This window comes from Paenibacillus sp. 2TAB23, from assembly GCF_052115165.1.
GTDB lineage: Bacteria > Bacillota > Bacilli > Paenibacillales > Paenibacillaceae > Pristimantibacillus.
On record NZ_JBFRGD010000025.1, the window covers coordinates 56,288 to 74,272 of the forward strand.

At 48.6% G+C, this 17,985-nt stretch carries 17 protein-coding genes; 6 read left to right on the plus strand and 11 right to left on the minus strand.

The window, feature by feature from the left end; genetic code table 11:
• Positions 1-42 precede the first annotated feature (42 nt).
• Together AB4Z29_RS26805 and AB4Z29_RS26810 are read right to left on the minus strand one after the other, a co-directional pair.
• Positions 43-918, minus strand: a complete 876-nt coding sequence (locus tag AB4Z29_RS26805; protein ID WP_441946038.1) for a helix-turn-helix domain-containing protein — start codon at positions 916-918, stop codon at positions 43-45.
• A gap of 226 nt (positions 919-1,144) precedes the next feature.
• Positions 1,145-1,963, minus strand: coding sequence for a protein-glutamine gamma-glutamyltransferase (locus tag AB4Z29_RS26810; RefSeq protein WP_441946039.1), 819 nt, complete (start codon positions 1,961-1,963; stop codon positions 1,145-1,147).
• A 165-nt stretch (positions 1,964-2,128) separates the two neighbouring features.
• Here AB4Z29_RS26810 and AB4Z29_RS26815 point away from each other — a divergent pair, with 165 nt between their 5' ends.
• From AB4Z29_RS26815 to AB4Z29_RS26825, 3 genes are read left to right on the plus strand one after another with little or no spacing between them, the layout of a single operon-like run.
• On the plus strand, positions 2,129-2,656 hold the full coding sequence (locus AB4Z29_RS26815) for a hypothetical protein (RefSeq protein WP_441946040.1): 528 nt from the start codon (positions 2,129-2,131) through the stop codon (positions 2,654-2,656).
• Positions 2,657-2,679: 23 nt separating this feature from the next.
• On the plus strand, positions 2,680-4,839 hold the full coding sequence (locus tag AB4Z29_RS26820; RefSeq protein ID WP_441946041.1) for an ABC transporter transmembrane domain-containing protein: 2,160 nt from the start codon (positions 2,680-2,682) through the stop codon (positions 4,837-4,839).
• Between the two features lie 17 nt (positions 4,840-4,856).
• Positions 4,857-5,414 carry a GNAT family N-acetyltransferase gene (locus AB4Z29_RS26825; RefSeq protein WP_441946042.1) on the plus strand — a complete coding sequence of 186 codons (558 nt, stop codon included), beginning with the start codon at positions 4,857-4,859 and terminating at the stop codon, positions 5,412-5,414.
• A gap of 204 nt (positions 5,415-5,618) precedes the next feature.
• Here AB4Z29_RS26825 and AB4Z29_RS26830 read toward each other — a convergent pair whose 3' ends face one another.
• The 5 genes from AB4Z29_RS26830 to AB4Z29_RS26850 form a co-directional block, all read right to left on the minus strand.
• Positions 5,619-6,002 (minus strand): GNAT family N-acetyltransferase, encoded by a 384-nt coding sequence (locus tag AB4Z29_RS26830; RefSeq protein WP_441946043.1) that lies wholly within the window; start codon positions 6,000-6,002, stop codon positions 5,619-5,621.
• Between the two features lie 107 nt (positions 6,003-6,109).
• Positions 6,110-6,991 (minus strand): AraC family transcriptional regulator, encoded by an 882-nt coding sequence (locus AB4Z29_RS26835; protein WP_441946044.1) that lies wholly within the window; start codon positions 6,989-6,991, stop codon positions 6,110-6,112.
• A gap of 82 nt (positions 6,992-7,073) precedes the next feature.
• Positions 7,074-8,315: an ABC transporter permease gene (locus tag AB4Z29_RS26840; protein ID WP_441946045.1), complete on the minus strand. Its 1,242-nt coding sequence runs from the start codon at positions 8,313-8,315 to the stop codon at positions 7,074-7,076.
• Positions 8,316-8,328: 13 nt separating this feature from the next.
• Complete coding sequence (locus AB4Z29_RS26845; protein WP_441946046.1) at positions 8,329-9,042, minus strand: ABC transporter ATP-binding protein; 714 nt, start codon at positions 9,040-9,042, stop codon at positions 8,329-8,331.
• Between the two features lie 195 nt (positions 9,043-9,237).
• A complete protein-coding gene (locus AB4Z29_RS26850) occupies positions 9,238-10,017 on the minus strand; it encodes a Cof-type HAD-IIB family hydrolase (protein WP_441946047.1) in 780 nt (259 codons plus the stop codon).
• Positions 10,018-10,328: 311 nt separating this feature from the next.
• On the opposite strand from AB4Z29_RS26850, the gene AB4Z29_RS26855 reads away from it, so the two are divergent.
• The 3 genes from AB4Z29_RS26855 (at position 10,329) to AB4Z29_RS26865 (ending at position 12,721) form a co-directional block, all read left to right on the plus strand.
• The gene (locus AB4Z29_RS26855; protein ID WP_441946048.1) at positions 10,329-11,153 is read left to right on the plus strand and encodes a hypothetical protein; all 825 of its coding nucleotides are present in this window, start codon (positions 10,329-10,331) and stop codon (positions 11,151-11,153) included.
• Positions 11,154-11,223: 70 nt separating this feature from the next.
• Complete coding sequence (locus AB4Z29_RS26860; protein ID WP_441946049.1) at positions 11,224-11,772, plus strand: RNA polymerase sigma factor; 549 nt, start codon at positions 11,224-11,226, stop codon at positions 11,770-11,772.
• Positions 11,765-12,721, plus strand: coding sequence for a DUF4871 domain-containing protein (locus AB4Z29_RS26865; RefSeq protein ID WP_441946050.1), 957 nt, complete (start codon positions 11,765-11,767; stop codon positions 12,719-12,721). The genes AB4Z29_RS26860 and AB4Z29_RS26865 overlap by 8 nt, the downstream gene beginning before the upstream one ends.
• 127 nt (positions 12,722-12,848) lie before the next feature.
• Here the strand turns inward: AB4Z29_RS26865 and AB4Z29_RS26870 are convergent, their stop codons facing one another.
• The 4 genes from AB4Z29_RS26870 to AB4Z29_RS26885 form a co-directional block, all read right to left on the minus strand.
• The gene (locus tag AB4Z29_RS26870; RefSeq protein ID WP_441946051.1) at positions 12,849-14,420 is read right to left on the minus strand and encodes an ATP-binding protein; all 1,572 of its coding nucleotides are present in this window, start codon (positions 14,418-14,420) and stop codon (positions 12,849-12,851) included.
• A gap of 242 nt (positions 14,421-14,662) precedes the next feature.
• Positions 14,663-15,790, minus strand: a complete 1,128-nt coding sequence (locus AB4Z29_RS26875) for a stalk domain-containing protein (protein WP_441946052.1) — start codon at positions 15,788-15,790, stop codon at positions 14,663-14,665.
• A 128-nt stretch (positions 15,791-15,918) separates the two neighbouring features.
• Positions 15,919-17,055, minus strand: coding sequence for a bifunctional cystathionine gamma-lyase/homocysteine desulfhydrase (locus tag AB4Z29_RS26880; protein ID WP_441946098.1), 1,137 nt, complete (start codon positions 17,053-17,055; stop codon positions 15,919-15,921).
• Between the two features lies 1 nt (position 17,056).
• Entirely contained in the window at positions 17,057-17,980 is a 924-nt protein-coding gene (locus tag AB4Z29_RS26885) for a PLP-dependent cysteine synthase family protein (protein WP_441946053.1), read from the minus strand.
• Between the last annotated feature and the right edge of the window lie 5 nt (positions 17,981-17,985).

The window sequence follows — 17,985 nt, forward strand, 5'->3', positions numbered from 1 at the left end:
TCTCCTCTTAAACGATTGATAACTGGCACTATCTTACTGTTTTCATCCTGTAATGCTTCTTGAGATTTTGGGAGAGGAACCGATATGCTTTTTGAATAATCGATTGAAGTTAGACAAGCTGCGAAAACCACATTCCATGGCAATGTCCGTAATTTTCATGTCGCTTGTCTCAAGCAGCGTGACTGCGTGCTCTAGACGGATATGGATCAAATAAAGCAGAGGCGGCGTGCCCACAGCCCGTCGGAAGAGATCACTGAACCTTGAAGGACTTAAATAGACGAGTCCCGCCAGCTCCTCCAGCGTCCATGGATGGGCGAAATTCTGCTCCATATCGTAGATCACCTTGCGCATTTTCTCCAGCTGCCTTGCACCTATGCTGTCCTTCTCCTTGCCTACTCCTTCCCTGCGAAAGTAACGATTCACGCAAGCCAGGAAACGGAGCATATTGGCGAATACAATTGTTCCGTACGAGGCTTCACGCTTGAGATGCTCATCTTGCAGCTCCTTAAGCAGTCCTCTAAGCTCATCAATATGAGGCTCATTTCGGTCGAGCAAATTGGTGAAGTGGACACCCATATCCTTGAAGGGGCACAAAATTTCTTGGTCATAGCGGAGTGCATTCATGAACCAATTGGCATCGAAGGAAATAACCTGCATGACAAGATCCTTCGTCTCATATGCGCAGTGGAGATCATTCGAATTAATGAGGAGAATGTCCCCTTCTTGAAATTCGAACGTTTGGCCGTTAATGATGTAATAGCCCGTGCCGGATTTGATCCAATTGATCTCGAGCACATCATGCCAGTGAAGCTTCTGATAATACGCAGTGACACCTATCGTATCCACTACCTGAATCGGATAATGCTTGGCCAAAGCAAGCTTTTCTCTCGGAATATCCGAGCCCCGCACAACGGTCATAACAACCTCTCCTTTGATTAAAAGTATGTCATTTATCTTTTTCTCGCCTAAAACCTAACATATACATTCCGCAATATTCGACAGTTTTCTTCTCTTTTTCTCATATTACCTCATTATGTGTCAAATAACATTACACAACATTCGGTTATTTTCCACAAAAAAGCGCCTTCCCCTAACAATATCAGGAAAAGACGCTTCCACCCTATTAGCATGCTTGGCGCAGTTATTAGTATCTAATGGTGCCTAGTCCGATTCTGCCTGCAATTCCCGTATACTCGTGTTGACCGTCCTCATCCCACCAGGCATCCCGAACAGATAGGCCTCGCAAATACTCAAAATCGGGGTACACGACCAAATCCTGCAAATAAGCAGAGATTGTACTGTTTTCTTTTCGCATGCGATTCAGCGCTTGAATAATGTCCTGGCCTGTTTCAATGCCAATTCCATGTCCGAAATAGAGATTTTCGTCCAACATGACGACGTTTTCCCCCTGCCACTCAGGCGTCTCCGGATCATGCTCCGGGTTTTTGAAATAAAGCACATCGCCGGGATATGCTTCGTTTTTGTTATAGGCTGTTATCAAGCTTAAATCGCGGTCATACTGCCAGTCCCTTAGAAACAGGTTTTTAAAGTAAGCATTAAACACGGCATCGCCAACCGTATCAAGCACCGCTTTATACAAAATAATGATGATTGCACCCGCGCATTCAAACCCGTATAAATGCCCGTTTTCGAATATATCGTTAATGCCTACGGACGGCAGAACGCCTCCTTTCAATTGAAAGCCTCCGTTTTCCGTACGCGTCCAGTACTGCTCATTGCACTTCGAACCGGCAAAGGTTGCGAAGCTCACGCCACTGGCATAGAGCGCTTTGGCTGCCTCTACGATATGCGTCCGCGTCTTCAGCTCGAACTCCAGCGCATCTACTGAAGGGTAGTGATATACGACTTGACTTTGCCGCTTATCTTGCAATATTTTACGCTCCAGCTCCGTTAACGTCAGCGGATTCATAGAGAACATTTGATTGCCCGCAATAAGTATCATCCTCATGCTCCTCCCTCTCACTCATCATGTACCTGGGTTATTGTACGTGTAAAAATGTTTTTTGTGAGTCGTGACGGAGATGCTTCGTCGAATCCGCGATTCATCTTCTGTTGTTTGTCTGACCGTGTTATAATTTGTCCACATCCCCAATGAAAGGTAATCCTAATGATGAGCTACTATTTCTCGGTATGTTCCACGGTTAACTATCAGGAAACCTATATTAGCTTTTTACTTGAGCAGTATGAGCACTTAAACCTCCCTTATTCCTTTCAGACCTCTCTCAGCTATATTACCAGTCCTATTCTGATGGGTAAGGACAGCATCATCATTTGGAATGCTCAGGATGAGCCTGCGGGTGCAATCGGTTTTATTCACGGCACTGGCGAGCATGACTACGAGGATCGAAACATCATACAGATTCAGGTGCTATTTCTCAAAAAAAGCAGCCGCAGCGGAAGAACTTTCCTTCGATCCATGCAGTTTCTAGGCCAACACCTGGCACAGATAAACGAGCCTGTCACAGAGCTGCGCTTCTGGATTCCAGCCCAGTCCGCGCTTCAAAAGCTGTGTGCCAAATGGGCCGTCAAAAGCCAATCAAACGCGACAGAGTACGGCGATATCGAGGAATATCGGATGGATTATGCCCTTTGGCATGCCGCTGTAATGAAGTATCCTCATGAACTATATTATTAAGCGCAGAAGGAGCAGACCTTAACATGATGCTTACCGTTTTGAAATACATGGCAAGCTGCATGCGTGCTTACCGATCGCTAGCCGCATTGTTTTTCACTCTGCTGCTGCTCGACCTCGCATTTATATCGCTTGCCCCGTTAAGCTTCCAACTGCTTATTGATCGGGCCATTCTACCAAAGGACATGAATGCCTTTACGCTCATTCTAACGGCGCTTGCCGTCAGCGGCGTCCTTTGCTTAAGCGCAGGCGTGGTCAGCGACCGTATTCTCGCCAGGCTGAGCGCTCATATCCAGCAGGATCTGCGGAAACGTCTATTCGAGCATATGCAGCAGGTTAATATGGGATTCTTCGAGAAAAAACGCTCAAGCGAGCTGCTTTCTTATTTCACCGTTGATTTGCCTTCGATTGAAAGGGCTATGAACGCCATAATGACCATTGGCATGCAGTCCATTACGGTCGTATCTATCAGCACAATTGTTTTATTTTATTTGCAATGGAGCATGGCGCTGGTCATCGTCATGGGAGCCGCTATTATATTTGTGGGCCCTTACCTGCTAGGCCGCCGTGCCCAAGCCATCAACATTAGCCATAAGGAACAGCTGGATCTGTTGATCGGCGATATTCAAGAAAACATTAAAGCGCAGAAGGTCATTAAAGGGTTTAATCTACAGCAGGCGATGACGAACAGGTTCGCCCAACGTCTGCAAGCCATGTTTTTGATCCATTATCGAAAAAACGTAATCAGCTCGCAATTGGAACGCCTGCCTATGATTAGTCTGCTTCTTGTTAATTTATCCATTATCGGTTTCGGCTCCTATCTGGCGCTTCGCGGTCATATTACGCTAGGTGCCTTGGTGGCTTTTTTCACCATGTATACGTCTATGGGCAATTCAGTATTCAACTTAACCTTTATCATCCCGGTATTCACGGATGCATCCGTGAGCATAGACCGAATGAACAGCCTTCTTCATGCCCCCAAAGAAGCGTCAGGCGGTCTTTCTTTACCAGCTGGCAATGATTCAAAACGAGGCATTCGGTTCTCAGATGTTTCATTCCGGTATAACAAGGAGCAGGAGGCGCTCAAACGGATCGATCTGCGCATCGCCGCAGGCACGACTGCCGCTTTCGTAGGGTCAAGCGGCTCAGGCAAAAGCACGCTTGTTCAATTGGTACTGGGATTCTATCAGCCAAGCGCAGGCCACATCGAAATTAACGGAATTCCGATGCATGATATAAACCTCGGTTCCTATCGGGAGCAGATCGGCTCCGTATTCCAGGAGAACTTCCTGTTCCGCGGAACAATTCTAGACAATATTCGCATCAGCAAGCCGAGCGCTACTAAGGAAGAGGTTATCGAAGCAGCTAAAAAAGCGGAGATTCACGTGTACATTATGACCCTCTCCGGCGGCTATGACACCATGGTGCAGGATGAAGGCTCTAATTTCTCCGGAGGTCAGCGGCAAAGGCTCGCCATTGCCCGCGCCATATTGAAAAATCCGCAAATCTTGCTGCTGGACGAAGCCACTTCCGCGCTGGATCCGATATCCGAGGCTTCCATTAACCGAACCTTTAAGGAGCTCTCACAAAACCGAACAGTCATTACAGTTACCCACCGCCTTGCTTCCATAACTCACGCTAACCAGATTTATGTATTCGATAAGGGCGAGCTAGTAGGCAGCGGCACGCATCAGGATTTGCTGGCAGAAGGCGGCTATTATAAGGAACTTTGGGACAAGCAGAACGGCATGCAGGTTTCAAGCAATGGGCAGGAAGCTGATATCGATGAGGAAAGACTTGCGAAGCTGCCTTTCTTTCACGGCGTGGATACGGAGATTTTGAAGGAAATACGCAGTCTCTTCAATACGGAGAGCTTTGCTGCAAAGCAGCAGGTTATTCAAGCCGGCGAGCAAGGCGAAAAGTTTTACTTGATTGCACGGGGCCGTGTCGAGGTATCGCGCAAAAACACGGATGTCGAAGGCGGCAAACAGCATTTGGCGATCCTGGAGGACGGCGATCATTTCGGCGAAATCGCCCTGCTTAACAACGTGCCGCGGACAGCCGACATAACAGCCTTAACCCCCTGCGTGTTTCTGACGCTGCAGCGGAAAGGGCTTCATTACGTGCTGTCGAAACATCCGGAAATTAACGACCGTGTAAGAAAAACGCTGCAGGAACGCAAGTAAAGGAGGTTGCACAGAAGATGTCCGCGCAATTCCATGTCTGTCAAAACGATGCCGATCGAGCCGAATTTGTTCGTTACTTCATTAAGAACCGCAATGAATTCAATAGGCAGTTCACGCTCGCCGATACGCTGCTCCATATTCTGCAATCCTTGCACCAATCGAGGATTATGCTCATTAAGAACGGACAGGGCCATACCGTGGGCTGGATGTTCTTCAAATACGTGGACCGACATTACGAGACAAACCCTCAGGGCGAAATTGTTTTTATAGATTCTGCTATCATGAATGCTTCCTATCGCGGCGGCCGGTTATTTTTCCGCGGTTTCCGGCTGATGGCGAATTATATTCAAATAGACAATCCCAACGTGAAACAATTCGAGTTCCGGGCACTCGAAAGCGACGCGTACCTGAATAAGCTTTATGGCAAATTCGCTTCCGTTATCGGACAATCTGAAGGAAATTACGGGTTAGAGAATATATTCTCGACCGACTTTACACAGCTGCTTCGCTTATTAAACCAATCAAAAAATGACAATTTACGCCACTTTATTCCATATGATATCGTAAATCTATGAAACTAGTAAAGGAGGCCTATACCATGGTTCCGCAACTGCCACAAATCAAAAAAGAAAACAAAGGTTCAGGTTTCGGCAAATTCTCAGATTTGATGAAATTGAACGAACAATCCCGCTTGACTGCAACGAAATAGATCCGGTATTCGAGCAAGGAAAAGAGCCGTGAACGATTCGTCCGCAGCTCTTTTCCTTGGTTGAAAGCTATTATTTTCGAATATTCCCACCAGCCGTACCAGCGCCGCTTGAGCTATACGGATCCGAGTACTCCGTATTTGTTCTCTCCCACACATCTGCGTAAGCGGGATGTCTCTTGAATTGCGCAAGCGCATAAGAGCAAGAAGGAATTATTTTACGCCCCTTCTCCCTAGCCTCCTCGACTACGAAATCAAGAAGCTGCTTCCCTAGATCTCTGCCGCGGTATTCGCCATCCACATGCGTATGATCAATTACCCAAGTGTCCACATCAACCATCGTGAACGTAATTTCACCGATTGTACCCTTCGTCGTGGTCAATACATAGCTGTTTCCTTGTTTTTGTGCCCATATTTCCTCTTCTACCGCTCCATACATATCCTTATCCGAACTCATGCCTGCTTGCACCTCCTGAGAATAGTCATGAACCCTCTTCCGGTCAAACTGCGGGTCTACTCCTTCTTACCCAACGAGCAAAGTATGAATCCAAGGAAAGCTTCGGATTACGTTTTTTTGGCGACAGGTATCCATATTTCGCTTCTAAAAGCGGGCGAAGATGTATCCTTGCTCTCATTCCACAATATTTCCGGTCCTTCCGCTTGCTCATAGCTTGCATTCAGGAACCATTCCGAATAAATCCGCCCCCATACGTTCTGCAGCGTCTCCGGAAACGGACCAACCGCTTCGAATACGGCCCAGGTTGTTGCAGGAACCTCAAGTACCGAAAACGCCCCCGCCTCCGTCGCTGCCGCAGTCGTTGCGGCACCGATATAATGATCCAGCTCGCCCTTCTCCTCCATGCGTCCCTCAGAGAAATGGATGGAAGCGCTAATGAGTCCCTGCGGCTCGACATTAGACAGGTTCTTCCACACACCGATTGTCTCTGCGTCTAAGCTTTGCCACATGGCAGCAATCTCAGGATTCACGCCTTCAAAAACAATGGCAACCCGCTTCTTCAAACCGACAATGCGGAATGCCTCTTTCTCTACAATCCGATAGTTCAATGGAATGCCTCCTTTAATGGATAAATGGAAGGTTATCCGCGGATAGGCTTTCAATAAATGGCTGTCGCTTCTCGCTTCCGATGGCGCTGCGCCATGCATAGCCTGGAACGCCCGTGCAAAGGAATCCGGCGAGCCGTAGCCGTATTTAACGGCAACATCGATAATTTTCTCTTTGCTTTGAATGAGATCAAAGGCCGCAAGCGTTAGGCGTCTGCGGCGCACATATTCCGAGGGCGAAACTCCGGCAAGAAACGAGAACATGCGCTTGAAATGGTATTCGGAGCAAAGCGCATGCCTAGCCGCTTCCTTGAAATCGATCTCGTCCGTTAGATGCTCCTCCATGTAGTTCAGCGCGTCGTTTATTTGATGTAGCAAATCCACGAGTATAACCTCCTCTCTCCCTAAAGATAGCTGAATGCATGCAGCGGGTCCCGACTATTTGTGCACGCTTTTGCAGGGTAAGCTATGCAGCGGAATTCATCTTCGCCTTGTTATGGTCATATAGGCTTATGGTAGACCATAGGGCTGCGCATAACAATATGGCAGCAAGAATGCCAATGATTCCCGCAAGCTTATAACCGGCAATAGCCGACCAGACGAGCATCAGCGGCAGCAGCAGCCAAAACCGGGATAGTATGGCGGCCTTGCGAGCGTCTGTCTTCGACCACGGAAATTGGGCAATAAAGGCTTCTGCGAACCATTGCCTCCATTGCATGTGCAGCCAAGACATGCCGATTGCCGTTAAAGCCGCGACGAGAAACAAAGCAACCGGGCCGGGAACAAGCGATACGGCGTAGGTTGCAGCCGACATAAAGCCAAGCCATACGCGAATATGCGTCATGCCGCGCAGGAAGGCTTTGATCCTCAGCTCTGCCAGCATCGTTGATGCGTCCGACTTGCGGAATAAGCGCTGCGAGGCGCGAAACAGATAAGGCCGTTTCAGACGGACAACCGGCTTTGACTCAATAACCTGGCTCATGAGCAGCTCCGTGCTTCGCAGACGCGCCGCATTCTCCGTTTTCACCTCTGCTTCGAACTGTATAGGCGTTTTCAATCCGGCCCATAAGAGAACAAGCATCAAAATCGCTGCCGCTGCAAGAGAAAGACCTAAGAGGCTTTCGTTCCGCTCCCATCTCATCATTGGCGTCAAATATAGCGCACCAAACAAGAGAAACCCTACTATTTCAAATGCCCACTTGCGCCGACCCTTCAGCTTGCCGTTCGCCAGTTGAATGCCAAGAGCAAGCACCATGCCCATTACGATCGTGAAGCCATAGGCAAGCACCACCTGTAACCAGGACATCGACTCTGCTTGCCTTAGAAACGGCAGCAGCAGCAAATATGGCAGAGCCACCACGATCAATTTTTTAATCAGCGTAAAACCGATTCCGCAGCGCTTGATGCTTTGCAGCCACTCCGGCCGCTGCAGCAGAAATAATCGGTCCGCCTCCTCGACGAATATGCGGATCTGCCCCATGAACAGAACAATTAACAATACGATCGGATACAACGTCGACCAAGGCAGCTTCATCGCCCACTCCGGCATGTCCATTAATACTTCTCGATATAGACCGCCCCCAATAAATAGGCCGGGCAGAAGCAAGTACAGCCATACCGTCCAATCCAGTACACTATTCCAAGCGCGAAGCTGGTCCCTCTGGTTGCGTTTCAGCCTTATCCAGAATAATTGGCGAGGTGTTATCATGCCATGCCTCCCTCTATGTCAATGCGTGAAAGCACTCGAACAACGTCGCTTCCTTCGCACAGCCCGCATCGTTTCTCACATCATCCAAGGAGCCCCGCGCCACGACCGAGCCATTGTTAATCAGCACAAAACCGGTACAGATACGCTCAGCGGTATCCAGAACGTGCGTGGACATGAGAACACCCGCTCCTCGCTCCCGTTCACCTTCAAGAAGCTTTAGGAAATCCGTCGTTGCACGCGGATCCAGCCCGACAAAAGGCTCGTCCACGATATATACATCCGGCTCAAGCAGAAAAGCGATAATCAGCATGAGCTTTTGCTGCATGCCCTTGGAGAAATGCGATGGATAATGATGCTTCTCCTCCGTCAATCTAAAACGTTCCAGAAGCTCCTCTGCTTTGGCGGCAAATTGCCGCTCTTCGATTCCGAATGCCGATGCAGCCAAATGCAGATGCTCCCACAAAGTCATGTATTCATAAAAGACCGGCTGCTCCGGCACATAAGCGTACCGTTTGTTTTTACCTCCGAGCATAATCTCTCCATTCACATAAGTCATTAAGCCAAGTATCGTTTTGATTGTTGTACTCTTCCCCGCTCCGTTTGGCCCGATGAGCCCAACCAGCTCTCCCGGTGCAACCTCAAGGACAATCTGGCGGATTGTCGGCTTATCTTCTTCATATCCAGCTTCCTTTATCGCTGCCCGCAGCACATAATTTCGGTTCTCCATCTGTTGCTGACCGCCTCTCGTGATCGAATCATCCGTATGTTTCTACGACTCAATCGCCATCAATGTTCCAGCTATTCATGACCAAAGAGCGTTCATTAGCCAGCCGGTTTTCAAAAAAGCCGATACCGCAGCATGCGATATCAGCTTCTTTTGACATTTTGTTTTTGCACAAATACACACAAACCAAATCACAGCTTAACGCTCTAAAAGGCCTGCTTTCACCAAGCCGTTGCGAATGCCCTGTTCATCGACATGCGTCGTTACGTAATCCGCATAAGGAAGCAGCTCAGGATGAGAATTACCCATGGCAACGCCGAAGCCCACCGTCTCGAGCATTTCTTTATCATTAAGACCGTCGCCAAAAGCAACTGCATCGGCCGCCGTTAAACCGAGCTTGTCCAGCAGCGCTTCAATGCCCTGCGCTTTCGATCCTCCAGCCGGAAGCACGTCAATGGCCTGCGGATGCCAACGAATCAGCTTCAGCTCCGAATGCAAGCCGTCATAAAGATGCTCCTCATGAATCTCGCAGTGAAGGAACACTTGGTAAATGCCGTCTGTTTTCCAGAATTCCGGGTTGTAGCCTGGAAGATCAACCTTCAAGGAATTAACCGAATCGATAATAAAAGGATGATCCTCTTTATCAGCAAAGAAGTTATGCTCGCCTTCGAAGACAAGTCCGTGATTATGCTCGGCTGCAACCTTAACGAGCGCCTCCAAACGATGTTTCTCGATTTCGCGTTTGTAGAGAGGCACGCCTTTGTAGACGACATAGCCGCCATTCAAACAAACGAAGGACTCAATGCCAAGCTGCTCCGCAAGCGGTTTAATGAAATAAGGCGCACGACCGGTCGCAATAATCGGCTCTACCCCGCTTTCCTTGAGCTCCGCAATCGCCCTAATGGTATCTGCCGGTATTTCCTTCTGTTCGTTGATTAACGTGCCGTCAATGTCAAAAAACACAATTTTATAAGCCATTATTATTTCTCTCCTGTCCCTTGCTGCAGACATCTGCCGCCTGTCCTTTTCTAATAGTATAAAGAATCAGGCTCCGAAAAGAAATCATTACCGTCTCATTGATTAAGAATGAGCACCCGTGATCGGAAATACCGCTGATCTTATAGGCCATTCGGTGCTTGACTGCGATTGGAGGTTTCCTGTATATTAATGGAATCATCACAATAAGAACGGCTTACGATGGAAGCACCCGTAAGAGATGGCGTATAACGCCTATCTTGCAGGTGCTTTTTTTGCGTTGTTCGCCACAATCAAAGGAGGCTTCATTATTCATGAGAACCGTTCCAAGGCTTACCGTATTCTGGCTTGCTGTCATGCTCCTGCTCGCAAGCCCAAGCGCCATTTCCGCCGCGTCTTTCGAGTTCAGTGTCACCGCCAAGACTGCATTCGACAAAATGAGGGGTGCAGCGGATAAGTCGACCGCGGCCAAGCTGTCCGCTCAATACTCGGAGCTGCAAAGTACGCAGAAGCTGCTGATCGACTGGGATACCCGCATTGATAAGCTTCATTACCAGAACGAGGAAGCCGTACTCGCAACGCGTAAAGGCATTAAGGAAATCGACGCGGACAAGCTGCTGAAGCTTGAATCCGCCGTGGCGCAGGCAAAGAAGAAATATGTACCTTTGTTCCAGCTTTATGATTCATTGAACCAACAGCTCAGTATTGCGAAGTCATTCAAAGACAAGCTTGCTGTAAGCATATTGAAGCCGCAGGTTGAGACGACCAGGGCGGCCGTGCAGCTCGCGAAGCTGGATATCCGCAGCAAGGAGGCCGCGCTTAAATCAGCCAAGTCGCACACTGCCGATACGATAAAAAAGCTGCGGAATCAGCTTAGCGGCATCGATCCTCTTAAAGTGAAAATAAAAGCGGCAAAGAGCACCATCAGCACCGTTAAAAAACAATTTTCCACCGAGACATCCCTTCTGAATCAAGTCGTCAAAAAGGGCGATGCAGCGGGTTCGTCGAATTCCCTTGCCCGAATGCTAGCCTTTATCAAACAAATCAATGAACAAAAGCAAAAAAACTATTCGTATGAGCAGCAAACGATGGTAATCATCGCAAAGGTGGATGCCCAACTTCTATCGTTAAAAAAATAATGTGCTGAAACGGGAACCTTTTTTCTCCGATGCGGTCTAATTGACAGAGGTGAACGCATTGGAGGACGGAATGGATTACTTGAAATATTTGGCGCCAGGCTATGACAGGGCTGCCGTGCTGCGTGATTTAATGGAAGCGTTCGGTCATGACGTATGGAGCTTCGCCTACTTTTTAACCCATAAATCCGACGCCGCAGACGATATCTCGCAAGAAGTATTTTTGGCGGCATTCAACGGGTTGTATGGCTTTCGCGGCGAGTGTACGATAAAAAGCTGGCTGCTAACCATAACGCGGAATAAAGCGCTGCATTATTTGCAAAATGCCTTTATCCGCAAAGTAACCCTTACCGATCGATTGGTTAGAGGCGTCTCGCCAGCGGCAGAGCAAATCGTATTTGACCGTCTAGATAACCGTGACCTATGGGATACAGTTATGCGGCTGCCTCGCAAATACAGGGAAGTACTGGTGCTTGACTACCATTATGGCCTTAAAGTGAAAGAAATAGCACAATTAATCCGTATTTCGGAAGGTACCGTTAAATCAAGAGCGCATCGGGCAAAGAAAATAATGAGCAAGCTGCTAACCCGTAATGATGAGGAGGCGTTAGGTTATGAGTGAAGAAAGGCCGACCTGGGCAAAGCAAATGGAGAACTCGCCTTTCCGCAGCAGCCATTTCTCAGCGGAGCTGAAGCAGCAGGTGCTCAAGCGCGCAAAAGTCACCCGTCGTACGTTCAAATTTCCCCGTATCGCAATCATTATTGTACCTTTGGCATTCATAATGCTTCTGATCGGTTTGTCCCAGCAACTGAATGGGGTTTTGCCTTTCCGTACTCCTTATATTGGCAACAAGCCGAATGTGGCAGGTATGGAACGAACAGCTTATTATAAACAGGATCGTTTATTGTTTACCGTTTATCCAGAAGCTGATGTCAGGGCTGGAGTAATGGCAGGCTATATCTTTCACTTCGAAGAGTCTATAGATACCTATAAGGGGAAAACCATGACGATTCAAGCGCAGCATATGAGATCGGGTCAGCAGGAAACCATTTCACTCGGTGAGATTGCTGGACCAAGCAGCGGTTATGAGACCCTTGAGCGTCTGACCGCGCGTTTTGCGCTGCCGCTCGGAGGGGTGTGGACATTGGAGGTACTGCTAGATGATCAAAAGTATGGCAATGTGGTGCTTTCCTTGCTCGACCCTTCGTGGGAAGTTAGTCCCGAGTTCCGATCCGGCTCCTATTTGATGCGTGGCATTAGCGATCAGGTCGGCTTCATAGATGCCGGGTTTGTCGCAGGTAAACAGCAAAAGTACATGTGGCATTTCTGGGGAAGCGACGAGCAGTTAAACGGTCCATTCGACGTCAAAGCCGTGAAAGAAGGCTCTGATCATATCATCGACGTATTCTCCACCAATCCGCTGCTCTCATCCAATGCCTTGGGCGGCAAGCTAAACGGAGCTGACCGACACACCGTTTCATCTATGAAATTGCCGGAGAAGGGGACTTGGCGATTGCTGCCTTATGTACGCGGGCGATTATTGGATACCATTGTTGTAGAAGTAAAATGATCGATAAAGAGCCATAAGGACCGGTTGACTGGAACTTATGGCTCTTTAACATTACGTGTATTTCGTTATCATTTATTCGCGAACTCGGTAAGCTTTTCGGACATTGTTTTTATTTCTTCGATTAGAATCATTCACTCGTTTCGGGCAGCCAAACCTCAACGGTGGTGCCTGTCCCAAGCTCGCTGGAAACGACCAGCCGACCATCATGCGAGGAGATAATTTTGTCTACGATCATCATCCCAAGCCCGTTCCCGTCGCGGCGAGTCGTATGGAAAGGCTGTCCAATGCGACGCTTGACCTCATCCGTCATGCCTACGCCGTTATCCTTGAACAAGACTCTTTGATAAGAATCGACCATATCCAATTGAATGCTTACCTCTCCTCCGAAAGGCAAAGCTTCCATGGCGTTTTTCAAAATGTTCAAAAACACCTGCTTGATCTGATCCCGGTCGCAGCGAATGATCGCCATTTCTTTATATTCAGTCCGAATAATAATGCCATTCATCTCGAATTGCATTTCAAATACGGATAAAACCTCCTGCAAAATATCGGCACACTGCTCTTCTTTATATTGGAGAGCCTGCGGCCTCCCCAAAATTAAAAACTCGCCCACAATCGCATTCATGCGATCCAGCTCGGACATCATCACGTTGTAATAGTGGGGATTCGTTGTTTTGCTCGATAGCTGCAGCATTCCCTTTACCGTTGTCATCGGATTGCGAATTTCATGCGCGATGCTTACGGCAAGCTGGCCTGCAAACCCAAGCTTCTCGCTGTTTCGCAGCAGCTCTTCGGCCACCTTCATCTCGGTAATATCCCGCAAGCTTCCGACTACCCGTATAAGCTCATTCCCTTTGTCATAGATCGGTACAACATCGAGCATATAGTAATGGTGCTCATCCTCTATTTTGACCGATACCTCGATGCCGACGCAGGTCTCGCCATGCAGGATAAACCGTTCAAAATAAGGTCCAATAATTTTCAAATCAAAAGCTTTCTCCCCTATGCATCTACGCTTGCCATTGCTCACTTTACTTAATATGACGGAACTGTAATCGTTTATTTCTAGTATGGTGCCCAAAGCATCCGTAATAATGACACCGTAGTAGTTCGTTTCCAGCAGCACTTGATTCAGAATTTGCAGCTGCGTATTATGCTTGCGGAGCAGAAGCTCACGCTCGATAGAATCAACTATGGTGCATAATAAGGCTAACAAATGCGGGTGCGCGGAGCTGGTGTCTGTCATAATCGAGAGCGACCCCAGCAGCTGCCCACTACTTTCCAAATGGAAAGGTGCCGTATAGCATGCGAGCTGGTGCAGAACATGGTGGTAATGATCCTGTCCCTTAAGCTCAATCGGACCGTTAGTGCGCAGAGCCATATCGATCGCATTTGGCCCAAGCTCCTCGCAGAAGCGTACTCCTTCGGTTATGCCCAATTGGCGGGCTGTGCTTATAATTGCGGGATTGCCCCTGAACTCAAGAATATGTCCTTGATGATCGGTAATCGCAGCAAAGAAAGGATCCTCCGCGACAGAGGACAGAAATTTGTCTACAAACACGCTTATGACTTCAATAATCTCTTTGTAGTGGCTTTGCTGGCTTTCCAGCGCCTCGCTTGAAAGCCATTCAGTATATATAGGCAGCTCATCCGGATTCAGGCCTCGCAACCGACATTGTTTATGTGCTTCTGTTATCATATCGTTTTTTATCATGTTGTTTTACCAATTAACCTTTCCGGGATGGCTTGTTTCCATATTGTTGGACATTATCCTTTATTCTAGCTGCGAGGATCACAATCCTTCCCATTTTTATTAAAAATCGCTTATATTATCAAAAAAATAAATAAGACTGCTCTTCAAGGTCGATAACCTTGAAGAACAGCCTCTCATATGTGTGATGTCTTTCACTGCGTTTATGCTGGCAGCTCTCCGACTCCTATTTATTTCTTAGGCAGCAGCTTTACGTTCATGTCATCCAGATATAAGGTCGTTAATCCCTCATAGCCAGAGTCGCTTCCTACTATAACATATAGCTCGCCTTTTTCATTGGTTTTGAGCACTGCCGAATATTCCATTGCAACTGGCTGAAAGCCCGTCAGATCACTGTTTGGCTGTACCATATTTCCAACGATTTTCATGTCTGTGCCTTCTGTACTTTGATTGCCCTTGTCGACATTCACTTTATAATACAGATGACCGCCCTCATCCACTTGCAATCTGGCAGGCTCCTTGCTTACAAAACCGGCTTTGATTCTGACCGCTTCACCTGGAGCGCCCCCAACTCCCATCATGCCGCCTGATTGGTCGGTATAAAGCTTGAACGATAATGAGGCCTCATACGTCGTATTCGGTTTTAAGCCTTCCAACTTCTTCGTCACATACATAAACAAATCATCGCTGCGGTTCATACCGTTCAGCTTCAGTCCGTAGTTTGTCTTGTTCCCAGCGGTAGGAAGCAGCTCTCTTGCATATTTCAGCTCGTAGATTGCCGGATCGTAGTCTACTGGAAGATCTGCGAAATCCCCCTTCCAGCCATCCTCTCCTTGATCAAAGTTAAATGGGAACGATTGCGCGCTCTCTCCCGCCTGCAGCGTGATCTTTTTCTCTTTTGCGTTCCAAAGGGTTGCGGCTCCAAGGAGCTGTGCCACGCTTTTGGCAGGAACAAAGGTTGTGCCCTTCACCGCGGTTACTTTAGCCGGCAGCTTCACGTTTTTAATATAAGTGCCAATGACCGCATCGCTATTCAGCGTTACCGTTACCGTTAAGCCATCCTTCGCTAAAGTGATTTGTTTAGTTGCCGAATCCAAATGAATGGAGGCTTGAAGGCCTTCAGCCAAAGCTCGTACTGGTACCATCGTTACGCCATTCAAGATGTAAGGAGCTACAGCCAACGTGTACTCCCCGCGGTAGTCCGTTGCCTTTTTGCTGCCGATTTGGAATTGAAGAGGGGTATTTGCAGCTCCTGCTGCCCCGTAAGAAACAGCTCCCGGTGCTACAGCGCTGAGAAGCACCGCTGTCGTCAAAGAGGCCACCATTATATTTTTGTTCAATAGCTTCTTGAGTTTCATATGTCTACCATCCTTTGTTGTTAGAAGTATTGTTGCATGTACACTCCTAACGAGCCCAAGATGGTTTAAGTTGCAATACGATTGGTAGCTTCAACTTATCTTAATATTACCAAATCCACTCAAACCGATTATTCCGCCAAAGCCTGCTCCAAATCCGCGATCAGATCCTCGTGGTCTTCAATACCGACAGAAATACGGACCAAGCCATCGGTAATGCCAAGCAATGACCGCCTCTCCCTGGGTATGGAAGCATGTGTCATTTTTGCCGGCACGGATATGAGACTCTCCACAGCTCCCAAGCTTTCAGCTAGCGTAAAGTATTTCAGCCTTCGGATCATATCCGCTGCCTTCTCACCGCTGCCTACATCAAAGGAGACAATGCCGCCGAAGCCGCGCGCTTGACGTTTAGCAAGCTCATGCTGCGGATGGCTCCGCAATCCCGGATAATGAATGCTTTCAATCGTATCCCGTTCCGACAAATATTCGACAATAGCATGAGCGTTTTCCTCATGGGCCTCCATCCGCAGGCCGAGTGTCTTCAAGCCTCGCATGAGCAGCCATGCGTCCTGCGGTCCAAGCACGCCGCCCGTTGCATTTTGCACAAAATGCAGCTCCTCGCCCAGCTTGTCGTTCTTCACGACAGCCAGCCCTGCGACTACATCGCTGTGCCCGCCGATGTACTTCGTTGCCGAATGCAGTACAATATCCGCTCCTAACGCCAGCGGATTCTGCCAATAGGGGGTGCTGAACGTATTATCGACAATGAAGAGCAGCTCCTCGGCTTTACACCATTCTGCTAGCGCTGCAATATCGGACACTTTAAGCAGTGGATTTGTAGGCGTTTCGACGAATAGAGCTTTCGTATTGGGCTGAAGCGCTTTTGCAACTTCCTCCAAGCTTGTCGTATCCGCAAAGGTAGTGTCGATCCCTAGCCGATTCAGTACCTTTGTCGCGATGCGATACGTTCCCCCATATACATCGTCTGTTAGAATGATATGATCTCCTGCTTTCAGCAAGGAAAATACGGCATGGATCGCAGCCATTCCCGAGCTGAACGCAAACCCTCTTGCGCCTTCCTCCAAATCAGCAATATACTGCTCGAGGGCATGGCGCGTTGGATTGCCCGTACGTGAATATTCATATCCTTTATGCACGCCAATATCATCCTGTTTATACGTGCTAACTTGATAAATCGGAACGCTTACTGCTCCCGTATGAGGATCAAACGGGCTTCCGCCATGGATAAGCTTTGTTTTCCGCTTCAGCCTAAGCACCCCCGCCATATATCTGTTTGCTCAAATACCGCTCGCTGCCGTCTGGGAATACCGTAACGATTCGGCTGTTCGGCTTTGCCGCCGCCGCTTCAAGAAGTGCCGCATGCAGTGCCGCCCCCGAAGAGCTTCCAACCAGCATCCCCTCTAGCCGTGCCAGCCCCTTCACCCTTGCAAAAGCATGCTCATCCGTTACCGTATAAATAGCATCGAAATAAGAGATGTCCATAAACGGGGCGAGCTTCTCTACGCCGATACCTTCGGTCCGATGCGGGCCAAGCGGGCCTCCGCCCAGAATGGAGCCTTCCGGCTCGACAATCACGGTCTTTATATTCGGGTTGCGCTCCTTCAAATAACGCGCCGTTCCCATAAAGGTGCCTCCGGTGCCCGCACCAGCGACAAATGTATCGATTTCGCCATGCAATTCATTCCAAAGCTCGGGACCCAGCGTTTTATAATACGTTTCTGGATTAGCCGCATTGGAGAACTGCCTTGGCGAGTAAGAGCCTGGAATGGCTTTGAGCAGCTCTTCCGCCTTCTCCACCGCGCCGACTATTCCAAGCTCAGACGGCGTATTCACTATGGTCGCTCCAAGCGCCTTCATAAGCTGCTGCTTCTCCATGCTGAATTTCTCCGGTACAACGAACAGCATCGAAACTCCTCGCCCGATTGCCGCCAAAGCAAGCCCTATCCCTGTGTTGCCTGCCGTTGCTTCGATAACCGTACCGCCAGGCGCCAGCTGCCCGCTGGCAAACGCATGATTCAGCAGCTCGACGCCGAGTCGGTCTTTGATACTGCCTCCCGGGTTTTTATATTCCAGCTTTGCATACAGCCTCACTCCATCCGGCAGCGCATAACCTTGAAGCTCGACCAGAGGCGTATTGCCAATAAGCTCGTGGATATGTTGAAACCTAGCCATCTGCA